This window comes from Marvinbryantia formatexigens DSM 14469 (assembly GCF_025148285.1).
In the GTDB taxonomy this organism is placed as follows: Bacteria; Bacillota; Clostridia; order Lachnospirales; family Lachnospiraceae; genus Marvinbryantia; species Marvinbryantia formatexigens.
Window position 1 is genome coordinate 1,853,477 of sequence record NZ_CP102268.1, and the last position, 22,063, is coordinate 1,875,539.

The 22,063-nt window shown below is 44.7% G+C and carries 16 protein-coding genes; 2 read left to right on the forward strand and 14 right to left on the reverse strand.

Annotation, left to right across the window (positions count from 1 at the left end):
* Nucleotides 1-42 precede the first annotated feature (42 nt).
* The 3 genes from NQ534_RS08930 to NQ534_RS08940 all read right to left on the reverse strand — a co-directional run bounded on the left by NQ534_RS08930 (nt 43) and on the right by NQ534_RS08940 (nt 4,205).
* The gene (locus NQ534_RS08930; protein WP_006860538.1) at nt 43-408 is read right to left on the reverse strand and encodes a helix-turn-helix domain-containing protein; all 366 of its coding nucleotides are present in this window, start codon (nt 406-408) and stop codon (nt 43-45) included.
* Nucleotides 409-423: 15 nt separating this feature from the next.
* The gene (locus NQ534_RS08935; protein WP_006860536.1) at nt 424-1,494 is read right to left on the reverse strand and encodes an acyltransferase family protein; all 1,071 of its coding nucleotides are present in this window, start codon (nt 1,492-1,494) and stop codon (nt 424-426) included.
* Nucleotides 1,495-1,667: 173 nt separating this feature from the next.
* Entirely contained in the window at nt 1,668-4,205 is a 2,538-nt protein-coding gene (locus tag NQ534_RS08940) for a hypothetical protein (protein ID WP_242655306.1), read from the reverse strand.
* A 688-nt stretch (nt 4,206-4,893) separates the two neighbouring features.
* Between NQ534_RS08940 and NQ534_RS08945 the strand changes: the two genes are divergently transcribed.
* Complete coding sequence (locus tag NQ534_RS08945) at nt 4,894-5,097, forward strand: hypothetical protein (protein ID WP_040781968.1); 204 nt, start codon at nt 4,894-4,896, stop codon at nt 5,095-5,097.
* Between the two features lie 61 nt (nt 5,098-5,158).
* On the opposite strand, the gene NQ534_RS08950 is transcribed toward NQ534_RS08945, so the two are convergent.
* The 9 genes from NQ534_RS08950 to NQ534_RS08990 all read right to left on the reverse strand — a co-directional run bounded on the left by NQ534_RS08950 (nt 5,159) and on the right by NQ534_RS08990 (nt 17,482).
* Nucleotides 5,159-5,533 carry a helix-turn-helix domain-containing protein gene (locus NQ534_RS08950; protein ID WP_006860531.1) on the reverse strand — a complete coding sequence of 125 codons (375 nt, stop codon included), beginning with the start codon at nt 5,531-5,533 and terminating at the stop codon, nt 5,159-5,161.
* 9 nt (nt 5,534-5,542) lie between these two features.
* Nucleotides 5,543-6,613, reverse strand: a complete 1,071-nt coding sequence (locus NQ534_RS08955; protein WP_006860530.1) for an acyltransferase family protein — start codon at nt 6,611-6,613, stop codon at nt 5,543-5,545.
* Between the two features lie 116 nt (nt 6,614-6,729).
* On the reverse strand, nt 6,730-9,171 hold the full coding sequence (locus NQ534_RS08960; RefSeq protein WP_040781964.1) for a PspC-like choline-binding domain-containing protein: 2,442 nt from the start codon (nt 9,169-9,171) through the stop codon (nt 6,730-6,732).
* Nucleotides 9,172-9,972: 801 nt separating this feature from the next.
* Nucleotides 9,973-10,545 carry a hypothetical protein gene (locus NQ534_RS08965; RefSeq protein WP_006860527.1) on the reverse strand — a complete coding sequence of 191 codons (573 nt, stop codon included), beginning with the start codon at nt 10,543-10,545 and terminating at the stop codon, nt 9,973-9,975.
* A gap of 391 nt (nt 10,546-10,936) precedes the next feature.
* Nucleotides 10,937-12,190, reverse strand: a complete 1,254-nt coding sequence (locus NQ534_RS08970; protein WP_006860525.1) for an ATP-binding protein — start codon at nt 12,188-12,190, stop codon at nt 10,937-10,939.
* Between the two features lie 253 nt (nt 12,191-12,443).
* Nucleotides 12,444-14,129 carry an AAA family ATPase gene (locus NQ534_RS08975; RefSeq protein ID WP_040781962.1) on the reverse strand — a complete coding sequence of 562 codons (1,686 nt, stop codon included), beginning with the start codon at nt 14,127-14,129 and terminating at the stop codon, nt 12,444-12,446.
* Nucleotides 14,130-14,269: 140 nt separating this feature from the next.
* Complete coding sequence (locus NQ534_RS08980; RefSeq protein WP_006860522.1) at nt 14,270-15,463, reverse strand: BREX system ATP-binding domain-containing protein; 1,194 nt, start codon at nt 15,461-15,463, stop codon at nt 14,270-14,272.
* Nucleotides 15,456-16,697, reverse strand: a complete 1,242-nt coding sequence (locus tag NQ534_RS08985; RefSeq protein ID WP_006860521.1) for a BREX system ATP-binding domain-containing protein — start codon at nt 16,695-16,697, stop codon at nt 15,456-15,458. The genes NQ534_RS08980 and NQ534_RS08985 overlap by 8 nt, the downstream gene beginning before the upstream one ends.
* Nucleotides 16,694-17,482: a hypothetical protein gene (locus NQ534_RS08990; protein WP_006860520.1), complete on the reverse strand. Its 789-nt coding sequence runs from the start codon at nt 17,480-17,482 to the stop codon at nt 16,694-16,696. The genes NQ534_RS08985 and NQ534_RS08990 overlap by 4 nt, the downstream gene beginning before the upstream one ends.
* A 190-nt stretch (nt 17,483-17,672) precedes the next feature.
* On the opposite strand from NQ534_RS08990, the gene NQ534_RS08995 reads away from it, so the two are divergent.
* Entirely contained in the window at nt 17,673-19,304 is a 1,632-nt protein-coding gene (locus tag NQ534_RS08995) for a DEAD/DEAH box helicase (protein ID WP_040781961.1), read from the forward strand.
* Between the two features lie 123 nt (nt 19,305-19,427).
* Here NQ534_RS08995 and NQ534_RS09000 read toward each other — a convergent pair whose 3' ends face one another.
* Both NQ534_RS09000 and arfA read right to left on the reverse strand, forming a co-directional pair.
* Complete coding sequence (locus NQ534_RS09000; protein ID WP_242655305.1) at nt 19,428-20,423, reverse strand: LacI family DNA-binding transcriptional regulator; 996 nt, start codon at nt 20,421-20,423, stop codon at nt 19,428-19,430.
* Between the two features lie 95 nt (nt 20,424-20,518).
* The gene (arfA, locus tag NQ534_RS09005; protein ID WP_006860515.1) at nt 20,519-22,048 is read right to left on the reverse strand and encodes an arabinosylfuranosidase ArfA; all 1,530 of its coding nucleotides are present in this window, start codon (nt 22,046-22,048) and stop codon (nt 20,519-20,521) included.
* Nucleotides 22,049-22,063: the final 15 nt, after the last annotated feature.

Sequence of the window (22,063 nt, forward strand, 5' to 3'; positions counted from 1 at the left end):
ATCTTTTTAAAGAGAGAAATGGAGCTGACCGGCTCCCGCCGGTCAGTAATTTAAGAATAAATCGCCGTATTTTTTAATATTTTCATCAAGCGAATTCATACAGAGCTGAATAATGCGGAATCTGTCATACACGGAAGCATTATTGTAGGCTTTAAGCAGAAGTTTCTCTTCTTCTGTTAGAGATATTTCTATTTTATCTTCCTTTCTTTCGTCCGTAAGACACAGCAGATAATCGGTGGATACATCAAAATATAATGCTACTTTTATAATACTCTCCAGACTGGGTTTGCCTTTTCCTTTCTTCCACTGCAGGAGGCTTGCATTTGCAAGTCCTGCCCCTACTTCCACATCCTTGCTGGTAAGATGGCGTTCTTCTTTCAACTGGAAAATACGGTCAACTACGTTCATGTAAATCCCTCCCTGCTATCGTGACTCCATATTTTCCCTTTTCACCTTTTTAATAAGAAAGCGACTGACCTGCAGCATCGGTTTCTCCACCATATAATATGATACCACAGCTGCCGCCAATGTAAACAGGGCACTTATCAGAAACGTCCGGGTATATCCCAGGCTTATCCCATATTGCTGCTGCAGATAAATCACAAGCTGCTGAAAGAAAAAGCCGTAGAGATAAATGCCGTAAGACGGCTCCACTTTCTTTCCCACGTTCTTGAAGACCGGCTCCGGAGTAAATACAAACGAAAAAATAAAATACGGAAAAATCACATACAACAGAATGTACTGTACGGTTCCGGAGGCTGACTGAAACGCCAGCAGTACACACATTGCCACACAGGCAAGCTGTATATTCAGATACTTACGCACTTCTTCGTAAGTGAAAAATATCCCGATCACATAAAAAACAACCACCTGGTATGCCTGGAACAGGTTCACACCATAAACCACCACCCGGTTCTGCACACCAACGGTAATGAGCGCCACATTGATCCCACATACCAGTACAGTAAACGCCGTCATAATGCGGAAGGATATTTTTGAACCGTGCTTTACGCGCAGCACCGTCAGTAGAACCGGTGTAATCACATAAAGCGCCGCTTCCACCGGCATCGTCCAGAGCGAGCCGTTGACAGTATTCGGAATTGGCACATCCATAAAGACGCCAGGAAGGGCAAATACTGGAAAGAACCGCAGATTCCGCAGATAAACCGTATACCAGCTTTCAAAATATCCTTTCACACCCAGATCAGACAGCAGTGGTCCCGCCACAAACACGACCAGCAGCACCATCACGGCGAGCGGCGGCCACAGGCGGAAAAAACGGCGGATGGCAAATCGCAGCGGGTGCGGGTCCGACAGCCAGCTCATTGTGATGAGATAGCCGCTTATCAGAAACAAAGTAAAGACTCCCAGCTCGTGCAGGCTGAAGCCCCCGAAGCGCGGCGCCGTACCGCCAAGGATCAGACCCAGATGACCGGCAAACACAAACCATGCGGCAATCAGACGGACAATCCCAAAGTTGTTTTCTCTCTTCATATAATTACTATATCCTTTCTGTCCGGCATATGAGGTGCTTCAATTCGTCTGCAAAGAGTCAGAGAAGAAGACAGGTGCGGCTGCCAGTTTCCCGGCAGCCGCACCTGTCTTTTTAGCATTGTAGCTTATCAATCAATCAGCCAAATCGCATACGGTACGATTAAGCAGTCTCATTAAGCCTGTCCATAAACCTGACCCTTTACTACGTTGAACTTAGCGCCGTCATAGTTCACTGTTCCAGTGAAATCAGATGCCAGTCTGCCGTCGATTACGTAGAACCATGCGCCATCATACAGTACAAGGGTTGTCTTGTCAGTAACCTGACCGCGTACAAGATAGTACCATTTCTCGCTTGCCGGATCCTGCCACAGTCCGCTGTATTCGTCAATAATACGTCCGGATGCTACCGCAAATTTTCTTCCGTCAAACTCAACCAGTCCGCCTACATTAACATCGATGATACCATTCTGTACATAGAATGCTTTGCCCTGGTAGGTTGTAAGACCAACATACTCGGTCTGAACCATACCATATGCAAGGAAGTACCACTTATTGTTGATGAGCTTCGCGCCATTTACATCTGTTGCAACAGTGCCGTTCTCTACATAGAACAGGCTTCCGTTGTAATCTACCAGACCCTTGAAGGTAGTATCAATTACGCCATCCTTGTAGTAATTGAACTTGCCGTCTTCCAGATGCAGACCGTTCAGCTTCAGTGTATCTTTTCTGTCAAGGTAAGATACAGCGTTGGTAAAGTAGTCTGCTGTAAACTGCTTGGAAATTATCTTCCTCTGGTTCTTTGCATCAATACCTTCAACTGTTACATCCAGTGTAATGCTGCCTGCCTTCAGTTCGGTTTCTTTCTTGATGCTTGCAACCTTAATCTGTACAATCTGGTCGCCTGTGATATCCTGTTTGTTATTGCCGCATGTAGAGCAGTTGTTGTATACCTTAACAACCAGAGTACCGGAAGCCATCTTTACCAGGTCCTGCGGTTTGATATACTGCCCGTTCAAGTTCAATGTTTCTCCATTAACATCTACCAGAACCTCTCCAATAAGTTCTACGGTAGTTGTCTCATCAAGAACATCTTTTGTTCCTTTAGAGGTACCATTATCGTTAATGCCAACTTCATTGGTATGTGCAAGTCTCTTAACTTCTTTCTTTACTCTGTTGCTCAGTTCTTTTCCGCAAAGATTGCACTTGTCAGCGCTGATAATATAACCCTTTTCTTCACAGGTTGATTCTTTCTGTTCTACAACAGCATTCCTTGTGATGGAATAATGGTTGAACATATCTGTCTTTGCAGTGTAAACAGTATCAGTCGGCTTCTTACAGGTTGTGCAGAGCAGAGTTACTGTAGTTGTACCATTCTCTGTGCAGGTAGCTGTTGTTTCAACAGATACATACTGGCTCTTATTATTTGCGCTAAGCCATGTCATCATATCCTCATAGCTGTCCAGAATACCGTCTGTGATATGAGTATCCATATACTTCTTAACGCTCTGGTCAATTTTATGCGGACCCTGCGGCTCTGCAATCATCACATCTGAATTCCTGTCCATATCGCAATTACGGCATGTCGTATTGATATAATACCGGATGTCCTCGTTGCAGGTATTGTTGATAACAGTCGTTCCTTTTACCGTGCATTTGTCTTCATCTGCATCATTTACAAATACAACATTCTTTACTTCCGAATGATGCGGCGCACCAATCGTAACTGTTTCGATTCTCGGATTATTGATGTTCGTCTGATAGTAGTAATATACCTGGTAAGAACCAGCTTTCAGACAATCCTCAAAAACAATGAGATTCGGATCTGCTTTCAACATATCAGCCGTAACCTTATCAAAAGACAACACCTTGAAAGCTCTCGCAGTTGCAGCTTCATCAATGTTTACCGTGTTCATTACTTCTGTTCTGCTGACCTGCTCAGCTTCCATCCGTACTCTTTCTGTCTTTGTCACATTCTTTTCGCACTTCGTGCATTTGCCTTCATACAATTCAATGTAGAAACCTTCCTGCGTCGGGTCGATTAATGCCGGTTTACCATTTACAAGCTTGGTATTTACAGCATCTACCGCTTGATTGCCAATCTTGTCGCCTGTAACGCAGTATTTAATAAACGTCCACGAAGAAACCTTATGTCCCGCCGGTTCAACTTCGATTTCATCGCTTACATATTCTACCGTCTGGCAAGCTGCACATTTGCGAGCTTCTCTGTAAATTCCGTTCTCATCACATGACGGTTCTCTGAGAAAATCCTTATAAGTCTCGCCCCACTGATGGTCTTTCAGAATAGTTCCCGGAACCTCAACTGTTGTAGCAGCAGATAATCCTTCTGCATATTCTACCGTATAGGTTCTCTTTTCCAAAGAAGCACAAGTTGCAGGAGTTACTTTCACTGACTGCTTAAGTGGTGACGTCGTAATTTCTTTTCCATTTTGATTCCATACAACCACAACGGTATCCTTATTAACGTCTGTAACTCTAAGTCCTACATACACCTTTTCCTCCACAGGCGGATTTGCAGCTACAGTTCCTTCTGTTCCCGCATCTTCTGCCTGCGCTTCTGCTGTTGCTTCCGTAACAGTTTCTGTCGCTGCTTCTGTAACATTTTCTTCTGCAAATGTTACTGCTGACATTGAACTCATAGCCATCATGACAGACATTGCCATAGCTGTGAGCTTCACTTTGTTAAGCTTCATAACCATTTCTCCTTTTCTTTCTTTTTGCAGCAGACCCCTTATTATGTTGTTGTTCAGGTCCTGCCATGTTGAATCCGTACTCACTTCATTCTGCATCCCAAACCAGCTTTCCAGGATTCAGAAGAAGCACAGAAAGCAAAATCCTATTCTGGAAAATAAGCCTTTGCTTCCATTCAACACTTCTTGTCTACAATTTGAAGTATAGTTGAAATTACTCTATTTGTCAATAACATATTTTTGAAATTTCTCTTTTTCTTTTTGAGAATATTATTAAAGAATTAAGAATTGCATTTATGCGCTATATTAAAGAAAAAAGAAACTGGCTGGCACCTCTGCCAGTCAATAATTTAAGAACTTTTTCCGATAGAGATTTATCATTTTCTCTCTGCCGTATGAGGTTAAGAAGAAGCTAAGAAACGATAGAGAAGAAAATATATTGACACGGATAAGCCAACTGGATTGTGACCCGGATTTCCATAGCCTCGTTTATGAATTTTCCAGGAACTTTATCCTGGTCGCTTGCAATACATAAAATACGATAGTAGAATAAAATCAGAAAGTTTATAATGAACAGATAAAACTCCACGGAAGAACGCGGCAGGCTGTATTGGAGACAATCCGCATTTGTAAAGACAGGAATGTATTGGTAGAATATCTTCGTGGCCGAGAAAAGGAGGTTATAAATATTATGATGACATTATTTGAACAGGAATATGCCGTTGAACGGTATGGAGATGAGAGGGAAGCAACCGGCGAGATGAAAAAGGCCAGGGAGACTGCCTTTGAGCTTGCTGACATGGGTCTTCCAGTAGAAAAAATTGCAAAGGCGGTGAAAGTCAATCTGGAAACGGTGAAGGGCTGGCTTTCTGGAACGCCGTCTGCCGCGAGATAAAAATAAACAGCAGAAATTTTGCTCCCTTTCCTTAAAAGAAACTGGCTGGCACCTCTGCCAGTCAGTAATTTAAGAACAAATCTCCATATTTCCTTATGTTTTCATCAAGTGAATTCATACAGATCTGGATAATGCGGAACTTGTCGTGAACGGTTGCATTATTGTAAGCTCTGAGCAAAAGCTTCTCTTCTTCTGATAGAGATTTATCAGTTTCTCCTCTGCCATTTTTTTCATCAGAAAGACACAGCAGATAATCGGTGGATACGTTAAAATAAGATGCCACCTTTATGATATTTTCCAGGCTTGGTTTCCCTTTCCCTTTTTTCCACTGGGAAAGACTCGAATTTGCAAGTCCCGCGCCAACCTCCACATCCTTGCTGGTAAGATTGCGTTCTTCCTTTAATTGAAAAATACGGTCAACTACGTTCACAAACATCCCTCCCTACTATTTCGGCTCCGTATTTTCCCTTTTCACCTTTTTAATAAGGAAGTGGCTGACTCGCTGCATCGGTTTCTCCACCAGATAACAGGATACCACAGCCGCTGCCAGTGTGAACAGGGCACTGAGCAAAAACGTTTTCGTATAGCCAAGGCTTATTCCATGCCGCAGCTGCAGAGAAACTACGAGCTGCTGGAAGAAAAAGCCATACAAATAGATTCCATAGGATGGTTCCACTTTCTTCCCTACGTTTTTAAATACCGGTTTCGGAGCAAAAACAAAGGAAAAAATAAAATACGGAAAAATCAGATACAACAGTATATATTGCAGGGTTCCAGAAGCGGACTGGAATGCCAGAAGCACACACATTGCCACGCAGGCAAGCTGTATATTCAGGTACTTTCGTACCTCTTCATAGGTAAAGAGGATTCCAATCACATAACAAACAGTTACCTGGTATGCCTGGAACAGGTTCACGCCGTAAACCACCACTTGATTCTGCACGCCCACAGTCATAAAAACCACATTTATCCCGCACACCAGTATGGTAAATACCGCCATGATACGGAAAGAAATTTTCGACCCATGCTTTACGCGCAGTATCGTCAGCAAAATCGGCGTTATCACATAAAGAGCCGCTTCTACCGGCATCGTCCAGAGCGAGCCGTTGACAGTATTCGGAATCGGCACATCCGTAAAAACACCAGGGAGGGCAAACACTGGAAAGAACCGCAGGTTCCGCAGATAAACCGTATACCAGCTTTCAAAATATCCTTTCACACCCAGATCAGACAGCAGCGGTCCCGCCACAAACACGACCAGCAGCACCATCACGGCGAGCGGCGGCCACAGGCGGAAAAAACGGCGGATGGCAAATCGCAGCGGATGCGGATCCGACAGCCAGCTCATTGTGATGAGATAGCCGCTTATCAGAAACAAAGTAAAGACTCCCAGCTCGTGCAGGCTGAATCCCCCAAAGCGCGGCGCCGTACCGCCAAGAATCAGTCCCAAGTGTCCGGCAAACACAAACCAGGCGGCAATAATGCGGATAATTCCAAAGTTGTTTTCTCTATTCATGTATACAGTATCCTCTCTATCCGCTTCTTATAAAACAGGGGCCGCTGTCAGAGAATCTGATAGCAGCCCCCATCCTTACTCAGTTATCTTTTCCAAAATCAAGTGAATTTAATCACTTATGCTACCGGACCATAGAGCTGACCATTTACTACGTTGAATGTAGCGCCGTCATACTGAACAGTTCCCTTGTAGTCTTTTGCAAGCTTACCATCTCTTACATAGAAAGCTTCGCCATCATAGATTGCAACACCGGTATGCTGATTCTGAACCTGTCCAAGTGCCAGGAAGTACCATGTGCCGTCGCTGTTCTGCCACAGACCGTTTACATCATTGCGAAGACGACCATTTGTGAACAGGAATGTTCCTCCGTTGTACGGAACCAGACCGCTTACATTTGTATCCAGAACACCATTTGTCAGATAGAACCAAGCGCCATCATACAGAGCCAGTCCGTTGAATCCACGCTGAACCTGACCATTAGCCAGATAGTACCATGTACCATTGTACTCATTCAGACCGTTAGCTTTGCTGCAAACAACACCATTTGCTACAAAGAACTCACCGCCGTTGTACTCAGCGATTCCTGCGTAATCTGCCTGGAACTCGCTATCCTTGTAGTAACGAACTACGCCATCAGCATCAAGCTGCAGACCATTAATCGGTTTCTCTTCCGGATTTCTGTCAAAGTAAGCACCCAGATCGCTGTAGTACGGAACAGTAACTGTGTCTGTTACAACTTTATTACCATTTGCAGTTTTATAAGAAGCATTTAAAGTAATCGAACCTGCTGTCTCTTTCGTTTCTTTCTGAAGAGCTGCGATAGTTATTTCCGGAGTTCCTACAACCGTAGCCTCACCGCATCTCTCGCACGCCGTAACTGCATCCACCTGTACACCATAGCTTGTAAGAACGTTCATTGCACCGCCACCTACAAAACCATTAGCACCGACTTTGCTTCCAACTCTCCAGGTTGTACCATCACCAACTACTACGCTGCCTTCAAATCTAATCTGAGCATTCTTATCGCCATCTTTTTCTGTTGTATGGCCAAGTTTAGCAAGCGTTACCTTTCTGGTTGCCATTACCGCATCACAATATTTGCAATGAGTAACAGAATCATAAGAACCATTTGTTGTGCATGTAGCTTCAACTCTGTTCTCCTGTCTTGCTTTTGCTTCAGCGCTGTGATCAAATTTGCCAATGTTTACAGTAACTGTTCCATCTGCAATTTCTTCACCGCATTCTTCACAGATATATGTAATTGTAACAGTTCCACCTTCGTTGCATACAACAGAAGCATTGTACTTCATGCCGCTTCCCGTTGCATTCGCTGCTTCCAGGAAAGCATCGTATGCTTTCTGAGTCGCATAACCAGCATTTCTCTTTGCATTATCCTGAAGAGCTTTTACTGCCGCTTCTGCGGATGCTTTAATCTTATGTGTACCAGCCGGCTCAGCCGTCCGTTCTTCTTCCAGAATTATATTATTTTTGTATGAGCAGGTATCGCTTAAGCACTTAACAGTCCACACATATGTTGCTGACTTATAGCAGGATTTGCTGACAACATCTGTTATATTTCCCTTTGTATCATATATAACCTGAATAAGTTCTTTATCTGCAGCTGTTTTCCCCACTACTGTCGGTGTTCCTTCTGAATGACGCGCCGTAATAGTATAAGTTGCTGTACCAAGGCTATTCCCTTTTGCATCAAAATCTTCTACTGTATATGTAGCATCTTTAGAGCAATTAGTAAGTATAATCTTATCTTCATCTACATAGCGTCCGTCTGTTCCAACTTCGATTTCCTCACCTGCCGCCAGACCAGATTTAATATTTGTTACTTTAACGACCTTGGTTGTAGCACGTTCACCTGTGCTAGCGTAAAGCTTCTCTGTCTTTCTATCGGTCTCAAACCAACCGTCGCACATCGTGCACTGCTTCTCTGTCACCACATAGTATGTACCATTTTTAGCAGTATTTTTGAGGACAGCTTCTCCATTGACTATCTCAACATTGTTACCTGCCACCAGATTTGTCCGGGTAGCTTTCGTCAAATTATGACTTGCCGGTACAGATTCATAGCTGTTTTCATCCACCTCTTTTTCTCCACACCTGGAGCATCTTCTTACCAGCGCTGACTGTCCAGCCTTTCCCAGTGAGCAATCACCATGATCAATGGTCTCTCTTGCCCACTCGCTCCATGCATGCCCAAGCGGTGCGCTTGTCTCATAATTCTGATGATAGGTTGTGCCGTCTATCGCAATAGACCACCGTGTAGCCGCTCCAGTAGTACATGTTGCGGCAACCTGTTCACTTGTAGCCTTCTGCGGCCATGTTTCTGTTGTCTGATCACTATAAGTTACCGTAACCGTTCCATCTTCGCTGATGTCAGCACCAGTAACATATACAGCAGCTGCCAAAGTTTCCGCCGTTTCCTGCGCTTCTTCTGTCACAACGTCAGTCGCTGCTTCCTCAGCGAAAGCTGAGAGGGACATCGTACTCGCAGCCATTACAACAGACATTGCCAAGGCCGCGAGTTTTTTCTTGTTAGTTCTCATAACCAAGTCTCCTTTTCTTTCTTTTTTGTTGCAGACCCTTATTAATTTGTTTTTAAAGTTCTGCCATGCCGGGCTTACTTTTGCCTTGTCCCATGCAGGAAGTTGTCCCATCCCCTCAAAGACGCAAATAGCGCAGAGTATTAACTTTACTTTTAGAAAAAAGCCTCTCTGCCTCTGCCCAACAGTTTTGATTTACACTAACAGTATAATTTGCAAAGTATTTTTTGTCAATACTTATTTTTCTGGAAATTTTGGTTATTTTTGGATGCAATCCGCTTTTTTGCATGGCATCTTTTATTCAAACTTCATATTCATATTCCATCTTTTATATATCACTTTCACATCGTATTTTCTTTCTTATGCGTTCACATATTGTAAATACTACAAATGTAAAAAATAATTTTGACCGACGGTAAGCAATTTTTACAAATTTCTCTTGATACGAAAAAAGGGAAGCTGCCGCCATTTCTGACTGCAACTCCCTTACTTCTCTTTAATATTAAGCAGAATTTGTTCAGAATTTTTCAGTTGTCCCTTCGGATAGACAAGAAACGAATACTGCTTAATGATTTTCCCCTATTATTCGAAGTTTAACGTCGACTACATCAAGAAACGTTTTTCTGATTCCTAATCTCATACTTCTTTCTTCACCCACTCAGACGAAAAACTAAATTTTGTATCATACAAAAAGCTCTGTCACCCAACTGCTGCAACGTCTTTTACAACCGATCACATATGACAGAGCCTTTTATTTGGTTACTTATCTATTCACGCATTCTTGTTCTACAATCACAGCACCGCCTATCCCAAATAGTTTAAGATTGTTTTATTAATACCCATCGGCAAATCATGGCGTAAATAACCTGCTACCAGTTTTTTCACTCCAGATACTGGTGTACTAAATAATGCTTTTATTGAATCTAATTTTTCATTTGATGGAGAATAATAATAAACTTCGACCTTGTCGCCCACTTGAACAATTTCCACTCTAATATCCAGTTTTAGACCCACAATACTTCGTACCGCTTTCGCCTCACATGTAATTATACGTTTAGCATCACCGCCGCCCCTCTCTACATTAACCAACGACAACCCAGAAAAATAATTGCAAACCGCTTCTTGCATTCCTTTCGTATATTCAAAATACGGGTTGACCACATACTCCCTGTATAAAACCGTATTGCTGCCATTACCTACTTGCGACCATCCATCCTCAGCTGCATCATTAAAATAGTTCTCTCCTTCTTTTGCCAAAGTTTTTATTGATTCTTCTGAAGATTTCATAAGAGCACCTGGATGTACTCCAACATCTCTCGCCAGTTCGGCGGCCTTTTCAGCTGCCTGAATAATAACTCCAATCAATAAAGGCGACATAATATTCCACCTCCGCAAGCCAATGAATTTCAAATATTATATAACATTTTTAAATTATTCATAATTATAATGCTTATTTAGTTAAAAGTCAATTATTTTTTAAATTTATCATTAATTTTCAAAAAATTATTAATAAATCGCCTATCAAGAACGTGTCCTGTCCCAGCTGCGTAAATATTATCCGGATGCCGCTTCTTCCCTTCTTTCTTCCACAATGGAAGAACTCGTATATAAAGAGGGGCAGTTATTCTTATCTGATTCAGAAAGAACCGCATTAATAATGATTTAATCTGTAAATATCGTGGTTATGATGGAATCTGCCATATTCAAGAATCCAACATTGAAACCAGCATCATTGTAACGTCTGCATATCAAAACCATTAAAATATTTTTACAGTTCTAAACTATTTTCTTTTAATAAAAAGTCATAAATACTCATGGTTGTAATTCCGTCTTCATCTCTTGTAACATTCACAACATCCTTAACAATGATAATCTTCTTAAAAGAATCGTTTACATTGACAAGAGAAGCCTTTTCCTGAATACGTTTTTCTTCTGTCGGCATACTGAACGCTGATTGAATATAATAGCGTTTACTACCGAGGTTTGCTACAAAATCAATTTCCAACTGATTCTTATACTCTTTCCCATATTCATCTGTTCCACGCTTTTCTACAACACCAACATCTACAGAATAACCTCTGCCTCGCAATTCGTTATAAATGATATTTTCCATTAGATGTGTTTCTTCCACCTGTCTGAATCCTAATCTTGCGTTCCTTAATCCCACATCTTCAAAATAATATTTCAACGGCGTACCGATGTATTTTCTGCCCTTTACATTATAACGATTTGCCTTATTAATAATAAAAGCATCTTCCAAATACTCAATATACTGTCTGATGGTATTCAAACTGATTGTTGACTGAATCACACTTTTAAATGTGGCTTCAATTCTCGGTGGATTTGTCAACGAACCAATAGCAGAAGCCAGAATGTTAACCAAATCTTCTAACTCCTGTTTTTTTTCAATATGGTGTCTCTCAATAATATCCTTCAGATAAGTCTCTTTGAAGAGATTTGTCAAATAGTTAATTTTCTGTTCTTCGGTTTTCATTGTTACGGTAAGCGGAAGACCGCCGTATACAACATATTCTGCCCATCCGCGGTACATATCACCATCATAGGCTTGCATAAATTCCCTAAACGATAATGGATAAATATGAATTTCATCGCCTCTTCCCCTAAATTCAGTAATTACATCTTTGGATAGAAATTTAGAATTACTTCCCGTTACATATATATCTGCATTTCTGATATGGAGCAATGAATTTAAAACCTCCTCAAACTCTCGTAACATCTGCACTTCATCAAGCAAGATATAATATTGCTCATCATCTTCTATCAGGGATTCAATATAATCTAATATTATATCCGGATCGCGATACTTTTTATTTTTACGTTGATCCAGTTCAATCTCAATTATATGGGACGCCGCCACTCCCTGCCCCAACAAATAGTTCTTGAAAATATTAAATATAAGATACGATTTCCCGCATCTTCTGATGCCAGTTACAACCTTTATCATTCCATTATGCATACGGTTAACCAAATCATTCAGATATTTATCCCTCTTGATATCCATAAGCCCCTCCTTTATTAAACATTTTTTACAGTTCCGTCTATTTTATTCAATATAATCATACATCTCTCACGCTCGGAATGCAAATGAATATTTTATACATCTGATATGTTTTTTGGGGGACATAAACACTTTTTATATTTTTTTCGGTAACCGATGAATCCTTTTTAGTGCGCCCGCCGGGCGCACTAAAAAAGGAAGCTGCCGCCATTTCTGACTGCAACTCCCTTGCATATTGACACTTCACGAGAATTTCTTAACCAATCAATACCTTTTTTCCCTCAAACGCAAAGCCATAATGCCGTATCTGCCCTTTCGGAATCCCTGCGGCAACCAACTCTGCATCATAATCTTTTTCCACAATCTGCGTAAGTGCCATCTGGAGGGTATCCTCCAGGGTTTTCTCTCTCCGCGGATTCCTTACTTTAAATTCCAGCACAAACGCCGGTGCCTTCCGCTCCAGAGGTTCCATCACCACATCATACCGTCCAAAACCACTTTCCCGGTTCGAAGTAATGCGGTATTTTCCTGCCAGTTCTACAATCAGCCCAAGCACAAACCCATGATAGAAGCGTTCCGGGTTTGCGTTTGATGACGGATGCTTCCCCGTGTCAAAAGAACTAAAGGTAAACTCTGCAATCTGTTTCATATACTCGTTCATATATTCTATATCTCCCACGAGCAGCGCTTTCAAGAAAGCGTTGTAAGGAACGGAGTCCTCTGAAAACCAGTCTCTGATCAAATCCTCCATCATAAGGCGGACTTCGCGGTTTGTAAGCACCAGATGGTAGGTAAAACGTCCTGTTTCATCACTGAAGATTTTCTCATCCACTTTCAGATAACCACTGGCAAGAAGCATACTCCAGAGTGCGCCCCGTTTTCTGCCAAGCTGGTCAAAAATAATTTCCTCATCAATTTCTGTTTCCAGAGCTTTTCCCGCCAGCAAATCTTCCATAATTTCCTTCGTTTCCGAAGTGCCCTGCTGAATCAACGTACTCACAAGCTTGTTTGCGCTACTGTTCGCCCAGTACGGTTTCAAAACATTTTCCTTAAGAAAACACGTAATAGACCACGGATTATAGATATCTTTGCGGCTTCCGAAGGTAAAGCCGTTATACCACTCTTTTATATCCTTTTTCCGGTTTCCCATTCCGAACAGCTCCAGCGAGCGGAATACTTCTTCTTCTGTAAAACCAAACTGCGTGCAATACTGCTCAGAGGTTGTAGTTACAGCAACCAGATTATTTAAATCCGAAAAGATAGATTCTTTGCTTACTCTTGTAATCCCTGTGATTAATCCCCGTTCCATATAAGGATTTGTTTTAAAAGTAGAATTAAACAAACTCCGCATAAAAGCAACCAACTCGTTCCAATATCCATTGACATAGGCCTCTTGCAGCGGTGTATCATATTCGTCAAGCAGAATCAGTACTTTTTTCCCGTAATATCTGCTCAAATAGTCCGAAAGATACATAAGTGACAGAACTGACACATCTTCAGGCATATCCATACCTACAGAGTCAAAATATGCCAAATCTTTTTCATTTAAGAATTTCTCTGTCCGGACATATGCATGAGTACTGTAAAGCTTTACTAGTGCCTGAATAATTCCTTTTCTCGTTGCTTCATAGGTATTTCCCTTTATATTCGCAAAGCTTAAGAAAATTACCGGATAGGTTCCCTGCAATTCCCGATATTTCTCTTTCTCCCATATGGTCAACCCTTCAAACAAGTCGCTTCTACCAGCATAAACATTTGAAAAAAAGCAGTTCACCATATTCAAGTTCATGGTCTTCCCAAACCGGCGAGGACGGGTAATCAAAGTCACAACATCGCCGCTTTCCCACCACTGACGGATAAAGGATGTTTTGTCCACAAAAAAGTAACCATACTTCCGTATATATTCAAAATCCTGAGCTCCAATCGCAATTTCCGGTTTCATGCTACACCTACCTTTCTTCATGAATGCCGGATGACATCTTTCTATGATTCAATCTTGCCATAAATGCTCCGGTTATTCAGCCCAAGTTATCCGACACCAACCCCTGTTTTCTACATCTAAAACAAATAATAGCTGATGCATCACACAAACTCCTCCAGCGAGGGCACATCCTCCGTAAAGACTTCCTTTCCAAGCTCATTGATGGTTGTTTTCCCAGCTTTTTCGTACTGGTAGAGCTGGTCCAGAAATTCGATTGCCGCCCGGATCTTGGTGCGCAGCAGATAACCGCCAGACTGCGTTGCCTCCGCCAGGGAAGAGACAGAGAGATTTGGATTCCATCCGTAGGCTCTGCCGTGAAAGTCCTGTATTTTACATAATATCTCATTTATTTCGTCTTTTGTGAGCGGCAAAAGCTGCGGCGCACTGACCAGCAGATTTAACACGGTTTTCGCAGGCTCCTGCGCCTCCGGATAAATGGCTTCCAGATTTTCATATTCGTGCTTGCCCTCTATCACATCCTCTACATAGGAGGCGCTGAGCGCAAAGATGCTGAAGGTGCGCTCTGTGCAGCGCTCTGAAAGAAGAAAATCGGCCATGTTACGATAAGCGTTCAGGCGCGCTTTTTTGCCAAGACGCCCCATCAGCTCTGTCTCATCAATCAGGATTGCCCATCCATTGTAGCCCATCTGCGTGAACAGATGGCTCATAAAGGAAAAATAATCATGACAGTGCTTCGTCTTTGTGAAATTGACATTATATTTTGCAGGCTGGCTGAAGATGCGGCGATAAATCTTTTTCAGCGGAGCGTTTGCTATAAAATCTCCCTCCAGATCTGCCTGCAGGAGAAATTTCTCCTCCGGGTCTTCCGTGTTCAGATAAGAGCGGAAAAGATAATACAGCTTATCTGTTTCCAGCTGCTTTGCCGCATAAAAAAGCATTTCGTTGGCAACCGGGCTGTTTGCGGAAATTTTCTCCAGCTCGTGCATAAATCCCGGCTGTCTGCGTTTTGGCAGATAGGTATTCTGTATGATTTTCTGATAAACCAGATAAAGCTTATCCATCGGCGTTTCTTTGCTCAGAGAAAGATAAGAAACCACCATGTTGTTGGAGTGAGCAAGGTTGAACACCGTGTTAAGGAGGTGTGTTTTCCCCTCCCCGTATTTTCCGCTGATAATCATTCCGCCAGATTTCCCGCCGTCGCACACCATATCCAGGCGTCCGCCGATTTCTTTCATGATTTTCGGGCGCGCCTCGGAAAAATACTGTCCTACCGCGCGCGAGGGAATCCCGGAGCGCAGCGCCTCGATAATGTGTCTTGCCTCAAAATCATACATTCTCTTTTTCCTCCTGCATGGCGCTCTGAATGAGCTGTGGAATACCTGTTGCGCCGGTACGCGCCTGCTGCACGATCGCTTCTGCCGTCTCCAGGCTCAGCGGCGCCGCCGGAGCGCTTTTCTGCGCCCGCGCAATGCTCTCTGAAATAGCTACAATCACATCCGGCGTGTATTCCTGCGCCGCCAGACGGTCCAGATCTATCATATCGGCAAAACGGTTGAAGCGCTCTCCCACAATTTCATTCTGGATGCGCATCCACAGCGCCTGGTACGATTTCAGACCGGTGTTTTCCTCGTCCATCAGCTTCCGGTCAAAAGCATAGACAAACATGATATTTTTCATGCTGTCAATATCGTCAATGAGCTGACGGATGCTCTCATAAGTATCCTCGCGCTTCATTTTGGTGTAATGCACCGGTTCCAGACTGGAACGGCTGATAAGAATCTCCAGATCATCGATGGCAATAAACAGTCCGGAATAACCGCCCATCCGAATAATTTCCGCCAGAGAGCGAAGCATATGTCTGGCATTGTAGCGGGTGATGCGGCTCGGATAAAAATCCATCGCTCTGAGCTGTGAGAGCTTAATCGTCCTGTCGCCCTCCAGCCACGCAAGCAGCAGCTCGCGGTTCTGCTCCTCCAGAACCGGATATCCGAGAATACTTCCGGTGAGCATACTGCACGCCAGCGCAAAATTGTTGTCCAGCATGGGATTATCAAGAAAAAGGCTTTTGAGCTGTGCACGGATTTCACGCTTTGTAAGCGCATCCCCCATTCCGTTCTGTGAAAGATAGTCGATAAATTTCATGCCTTCGGGAATCTCGTGTTCATCAAACCCCATTTCCCGAATCAGATGATGACTGGCTGCCTCCAGGCAATCCATAATATCGCACTGATGAAAAATTTCTATGTATATTTCCCGGAAATCATGCATCCAGACATCGCGCGCGGAAAAGCGCACGGTCTTGTAATTCTCCCTGCGCGCAAGCTTTGTCATTAATTGCAGGAAATATGTTTTTCCGCTTCCCTGGCGGCCAGTTACGAATTTAATTTTGCTGCCGCCGTCCCGGATATATTCCTGCAGATATTTTTCTCTCCAGAAATCTGTAAGAAAATTAATCCCACAGGAATTTTCCTCCTGCTCCGAAACGTCCGTTTCCGCCGCCGCATTCTCTCCGGATGTCACATCCTGCTCCGCCATCATCGTCGGATTTTCTCTGTATTCTACGTTCATTCTTCTGCTCCTTCTTTATAGAAGCGGATAGTCGCAAGATACTGCTCCTTCCCGTCCCCGTCCAGAATACGTATCGCTTTGCTCGACTTGCGGCTTGGTCCAAACTGGATTTTTCTGCCGTTTTTCGTCTCCCCGATATCATCTCTGACCGCATACAGCCTCGCCAGGTCGAAGGCATAGCTCTGCTGGTCGTAATCCTTGCGGAAGCGGCTCATCGGCGCCAGGAATTTGTAAAGACTCGTCAGATAAATATCGGATTCCGGGCGCTTATTCAGCTTCAAAACTGCCATGTCATAGGCGTCGGAAAGCTCGCTGGCAAATGTAAGCGCATTAAAAGATGCCTTATTCAGCTTCTCCTGCCCTGCCTTTACGGTATCAACAAAGCTCTGCGGACGCATACACTGCACTTTTTTGCGGTCCAGATAGATATCCTGGTTTTCGGCATCCAGCTTCACGCGGTACGGAAACATCTCATAAACCGGGAATTCCCCACGCACATCCACGCCCTTTTCTTCACAGATTGCCAGCATCTGCTCCGCAAATTCTCCGTTCTCAAAGTATTCTCTGGTGTCAAAGCCGGAAACCGTATCATTTATCTCCTTCAGCGCCGCCGAGAGCAGCTCCGCCGTCTCCGCCATCGCGCCCAGATCGCGCGCAAGACTTTTCACATCCCCGCTTTCCGTCTCTTTTCCCACTGCCTTAAAAAGCTTCTGAAGCTGCGTCAGACGGTCCTTTACCGACTTTTCCTGCGGCTGCAGCGCTGTGTATAATTCCTCGTAGTTCATCTTTGTTCATCCTTTGCAATTTTTATACTTATTTCTTTACGGAAAGTATATCTGAAAAGCCTGTGGTTTTCAATAGATTATTTCAAAAACGGCTATTATATGGTAGAATAAATTTACCGATATGCGGGCGCTGAGTCCCGATGGAACTCGTTTAGCGCCGACCGAAACGGACAAAAGGAGCACGTTACGTATGAAAAAGCAGCTTTATCCCTGGCAGGAGGATTGCCTGAAAAAATGGTTTGCGAACCGCGGGCGGGGCATGGTGCAGGCAGTTACCGGCTCCGGCAAGACGCTGCTCGCCCTGACGGCTGCAGAGCGTCTGCAGGAGAAGGTTCCTCAGGAGCTGCGCGTGAAAATCGTGGTTCCCACCAGCGCGCTGATGCGCCAGTGGGAACGGGCGCTGAAGGAGTTTCTTGCGGATTCATGCGGTACAATGGCACAGGCTCCCGCATCCTCTTCCAGTACGACGGCGCAGACAGACTTTTCCGGATTATCCCGCAGTACGACGGCTCCACCTGACTTCCGCCAGGAAATCGGGCTTCGCGGGGCAGGCTTCAAATCTCCTGCGGATTGCAAATATATGATTTACGTCATTAATTCTGCGCGCTATGAGCTGGCAAGGCAGATTCTCGCGGAGCTCAAAAACGGCTATGCCGTTCTGCTGATTGCAGACGAGTGTCATCGCTACGAAAGCGGGCAGAACCGCCTTATTTTTGAATTTCTTCCATACATAAAGCCTTATGAGGATTGTTTTTTCTCACTGGGACTTTCGGCTACCCTGCCCGGCGGTCAGGCGCTGCAATATCTCTCGTCTGTTCTCGGCCGCCGGATATATAATTACGGCATGAAACAGGCTGCAGCCATGCACACCATATGCAAATACGATATTTATCACATTGCCCTGCCTTTTCTTCCGGAAGAAAAGGACGTATATACAGACATTACCGACCAGATGAACTATCTGTTCTCCGGTCTTCTGCGGACGCATCCCTTCTTAAAGGATATGCCCTTAAAAGAACGGTATGAGTTGCTGCGCACACTTGCCGGCGGAAAAAACCGAAAAACAGCGCAGATGGCATCCACATACATAAATCTCTCTTATAAGCGGAAAAATCTGGTCTGTCTGGCGTCCGCCCGGATTTCCTGCGCCTGCGAGCTGATAAAGTGTTTGCCGCAGGCAGAAAAAATCATTGTTTTCGGCGAACGCATCCGCCAGGCGGAGGAGCTGTATACGCTTCTGCAGAAGCATTTTCCCGGAAAGGTGGGAAGATATCATTCCAGGATGGGACAGCAGGCAAACAGAAATACCCTAAACCGCTTCCGCGACGGCAGCATCCGGATTCTGATTGCCTGCAAAGCAATCGACGAGGGTCTGGATGTGCCGGACGCGGCAACCGGAATCATTCTCTCCGGCACCTCCATGCAGCGACAGCGCATCCAGCGTCTTGGACGAATCCTGCGCAGAGCGGACGGAAAGGAATATGCCTCCCTGTACTATCTGCACCTGGAGGACACCGTTGAGGATACCTGCTTTTTGCCGGATGCAAAGGAAACCCGGTTATTTGAGCTGGAATATCTTCCGGATACGCGGGAATTTTTAAATCAGCCCTACGATAAAGCAGCAGAGAAGCTGCTTTCCGCTATGCAATCCGCTGAAGCCGGTGAAAAAGCGCTCGCCGAGGTACAACGCTGCCTGCGCCTGGGAAGCGTCCGCTCAGACTGGCTGCCCGGCCGCTGCGATGCGGACGTCAGAATAAAGGAAGCAAAATATGTCAGTGACAAAAATTACTGGATATGCATGAAAAAACTCCGGGAGCTGTAAAGACTGTCCCGGAGTTTTCTGTCAGATCTTATTCTTTTTCATTTTTCTCTATGCAGACATCCCCGGCTGTCTTCCTTACAGCCGGGGATTAAATCCTTTCATATAATAATCTTCCCCGCAATATCACACCGTCTCTCCCGGAACAATCTCATGCGGAAGAATGTGACAGGTCACACGCTGTTCATCCTCCTCCTGCTCAATCATCGCCATCAGAAGTTCCACCGCTGTTTCCGCCACCATATCCACCGAATTAGACACGGTAGAGAGCCGCGGCTTTACATAATCCAGAGTGTCAATATTATCAAAACCCGTAATGCCGTAGTCCACCGGTGGTTTCTTTCCTATGCTCTCAAGACGCTTCATAATGTCCAGGGCAAAACCGTCCGAGGTACACACAAAAGCGACCCGTGCGCCGGATTTCGCCAGTTGTTCCGCTTTTTCAAGATAACTCCAGTCCAGAAGATACTCTGCTTCCGCTTCCGGGAACTCATGGAGTGCCTCCTGGAAGCCTTTCAGGCGTTCTTCATGCACATAGACATTTTCCTTTGCCCTTGCATCCATCGGCGGACACACAAAAACCAGCTTCCTGTATCCCTTCTCCAGAACAAGAGCCGTCACTTCCTGCATGGCTTTTTTCTGGTCGATACTCACAAACGGCAGCCCATCCGCAATTTTATTATCTACCGACACGATCGGCATTCCGAGTGTGCTTAAAAATTTCCGGTATTCTTCTCCTTCATTGACAGACGACAGAATAATGCCATCCATATGGTATGCCGCCAGTTTCATAAGCTGGTTCTGCTCCATCTGCCTGTCATTATTGTGAAGAACAATATTGATGCTGTATCCCTGTTTATTTGCTGCCGTGCCAATCGTACTGAGCATCTGTGCAAAATACCGGTTTTTCACATCCAGTACAACAACCCCGATATAATAGGTGCGTCCTTTTACCAGACCCCTGGCAAGTAAATCCGGGCGATAATCATGTTCTCTGGCAACACGCAGAATCCTCTCTTTCGTGTCCGGGCTGATTCGTCCCGTGCCGCTCAGCGCCCGGTTCACAGTTGTCCGCGATACCCCGCACATTTGCGCCAGATCCTTCGTTGTAATTCCTCCCACAATACCTTCCTCCAAACGCTTTGTAAGAAGTATTGTAACACAACTTTCAGAAAAAATCACTCAAAATACGCACTGTTGTAACACCGGACCTTCCGTCACCTGCAAAAGTCCGGCCGGACAGCTATAGAAAGCGCCAGCATCTGGAATGACAATGGCTCCAGTTCCCCCAGTAACCGGTTTTCCCGGACTGAAAAGTTTGATATCTTCTCCGGCTTCACGCATTCATGATTTTCCAGATTCGTCGCATTTTTATCGCTGTGGCAGAGAATAACGGATTCTGTAATTTCTCCTGTTTCAAACCCTTCTACATCAATTTCTACCGGCATTTTTTCCTCTGCACGGTTTACAAAGAACATTGCCAGCACACCTTTTTCAAAATTATAGACAATCAGATGGTCCACGTATGGCACTTCCTGAAAGCCGCCCGCTTCATAGGACGGTCCGTCCAGCCTCGCATCCATCACCACCCCCCGTCCCCATGCAGACAGATATGCAAATGGATAAAAATTCGGCTGTACCCACACGTCTCCGCCACGTTCTGTCATAATGCAGGCGCTGATATTTGTCAGCAGGGACTGGCAGGCTATTTTTACCCGTCCGCTGCTGCGCACCAGACTAAACAGCATACTGGCAAACAGCAGCGCATCCTCCATCGTATAAATCTGCTCGCTGATTGCAGGCGCAATCTGCCAGGGCTGCTGCTCTACACTCTTCTGCACCACCTTATCCGGAACGGACCATACGCCCCACTCGTCAAAGCAGATATTTATTTGCTTTGACAAATGCTTTTGTACAGTAACCATATCACAGATACCGGAAACCGTCTGGATATAACGCTCCATATCCAGAGACTGCGCCAGAAACGCAGCCGTTCCCTTCTCCTGCCCGCCATAATACTGGTGCAGGGAAATGTAATCAGCGCATTCACAGGTATGGGACAGCACCACCCGCTCCCATTCTCCAAAGGTTGCGTTTGTTGACATTGAACTGCCGCACACTACCAGCTCAATAGATGGGTCCAGAAGCTTCATGGCCTTTCCTGTCTCGTATGCAAGCCTGCCGTATTCTTCCGCTGTTTTATGACCAATCTGCCAGTTTCCGTCCATTTCATTGCCCAGACACCATGTCCGGATGCCATAAGGCTCCTTCCTTCCATACCGGCAGCGCATATCACTGTAGTATGTTCCGGCAGGCAGATTGCAATATTCCAGCAGGGAAAGCGCCTCTTCTATTCCCTTTGTTCCCAGATTCACCGCAAAAACCGGTTCCACATGAGCCTTCGCAGCCCAGCGCATAAATTCATCCGTCCCCACTTCATTTGTCTCAATACTTTTCCACGCCAGATCCCGTTTTCTCGGTCTGTCTTTTACCGGTCCGATTCCGTCCATCCAATTATAATTCGAAACAAAATTTCCGCCCGGATAGCGGACAGCCGTCACACCCATTTCCTCCGTTTTCCGGATAACATCCATGCGGAATCCGTCTTTGTCGGCCGTCGCATGTCCGGGTTCGTAAATGCCGGAGTATACCACTCTCCCCATATGCTCCACAAAGGAACCGTAGATCCTGGGGTCCACCTCCGCCCTACGGAACATTTTGTGCACCAGTATTTTTGTCGTCTTCATGCCAATCCTCTCAAT

Excerpts from the sequence above, each read along its gene's own strand:
- NQ534_RS08975 (WP_040781962.1), bottom strand. The coding sequence starts at position 14,129 with ATGAAACCGGAAATTGCGATTGGAGCTCAGGATTTTGAATATATACGG.
- NQ534_RS08955 (WP_006860530.1), bottom strand. The coding sequence starts at position 6,613 with ATGAATAGAGAAAACAACTTTGGAATTATCCGCATTATTGCCGCCTGG.
- NQ534_RS08980 (WP_006860522.1), bottom strand. The coding sequence starts at position 15,463 with ATGTATGATTTTGAGGCAAGACACATTATCGAGGCGCTGCGCTCCGGG.
- NQ534_RS08940 (WP_242655306.1), bottom strand. The coding sequence starts at position 4,205 with ATGAAGCTTAACAAAGTGAAGCTCACAGCTATGGCAATGTCTGTCATG.
- NQ534_RS08995 (WP_040781961.1), top strand. The coding sequence starts at position 17,673 with ATGAAAAAGCAGCTTTATCCCTGGCAGGAGGATTGCCTGAAAAAATGG.
- NQ534_RS08985 (WP_006860521.1), bottom strand. The coding sequence starts at position 16,697 with ATGAACGTAGAATACAGAGAAAATCCGACGATGATGGCGGAGCAGGAT.
- NQ534_RS08970 (WP_006860525.1), bottom strand. The coding sequence starts at position 12,190 with ATGGATATCAAGAGGGATAAATATCTGAATGATTTGGTTAACCGTATG.
- arfA (WP_006860515.1), bottom strand. The coding sequence starts at position 22,048 with ATGAAGACGACAAAAATACTGGTGCACAAAATGTTCCGTAGGGCGGAG.
- NQ534_RS08965 (WP_006860527.1), bottom strand. The coding sequence starts at position 10,545 with ATGTCGCCTTTATTGATTGGAGTTATTATTCAGGCAGCTGAAAAGGCC.
- NQ534_RS08950 (WP_006860531.1), bottom strand. The coding sequence starts at position 5,533 with ATGTTTGTGAACGTAGTTGACCGTATTTTTCAATTAAAGGAAGAACGC.
- NQ534_RS08990 (WP_006860520.1), bottom strand. The coding sequence starts at position 17,482 with ATGAACTACGAGGAATTATACACAGCGCTGCAGCCGCAGGAAAAGTCG.
- NQ534_RS08945 (WP_040781968.1), top strand. The coding sequence starts at position 4,894 with ATGATGACATTATTTGAACAGGAATATGCCGTTGAACGGTATGGAGAT.
- NQ534_RS08930 (WP_006860538.1), bottom strand. The coding sequence starts at position 408 with ATGAACGTAGTTGACCGTATTTTCCAGTTGAAAGAAGAACGCCATCTT.
- NQ534_RS08960 (WP_040781964.1), bottom strand. The coding sequence starts at position 9,171 with ATGAGAACTAACAAGAAAAAACTCGCGGCCTTGGCAATGTCTGTTGTA.
- NQ534_RS08935 (WP_006860536.1), bottom strand. The coding sequence starts at position 1,494 with ATGAAGAGAGAAAACAACTTTGGGATTGTCCGTCTGATTGCCGCATGG.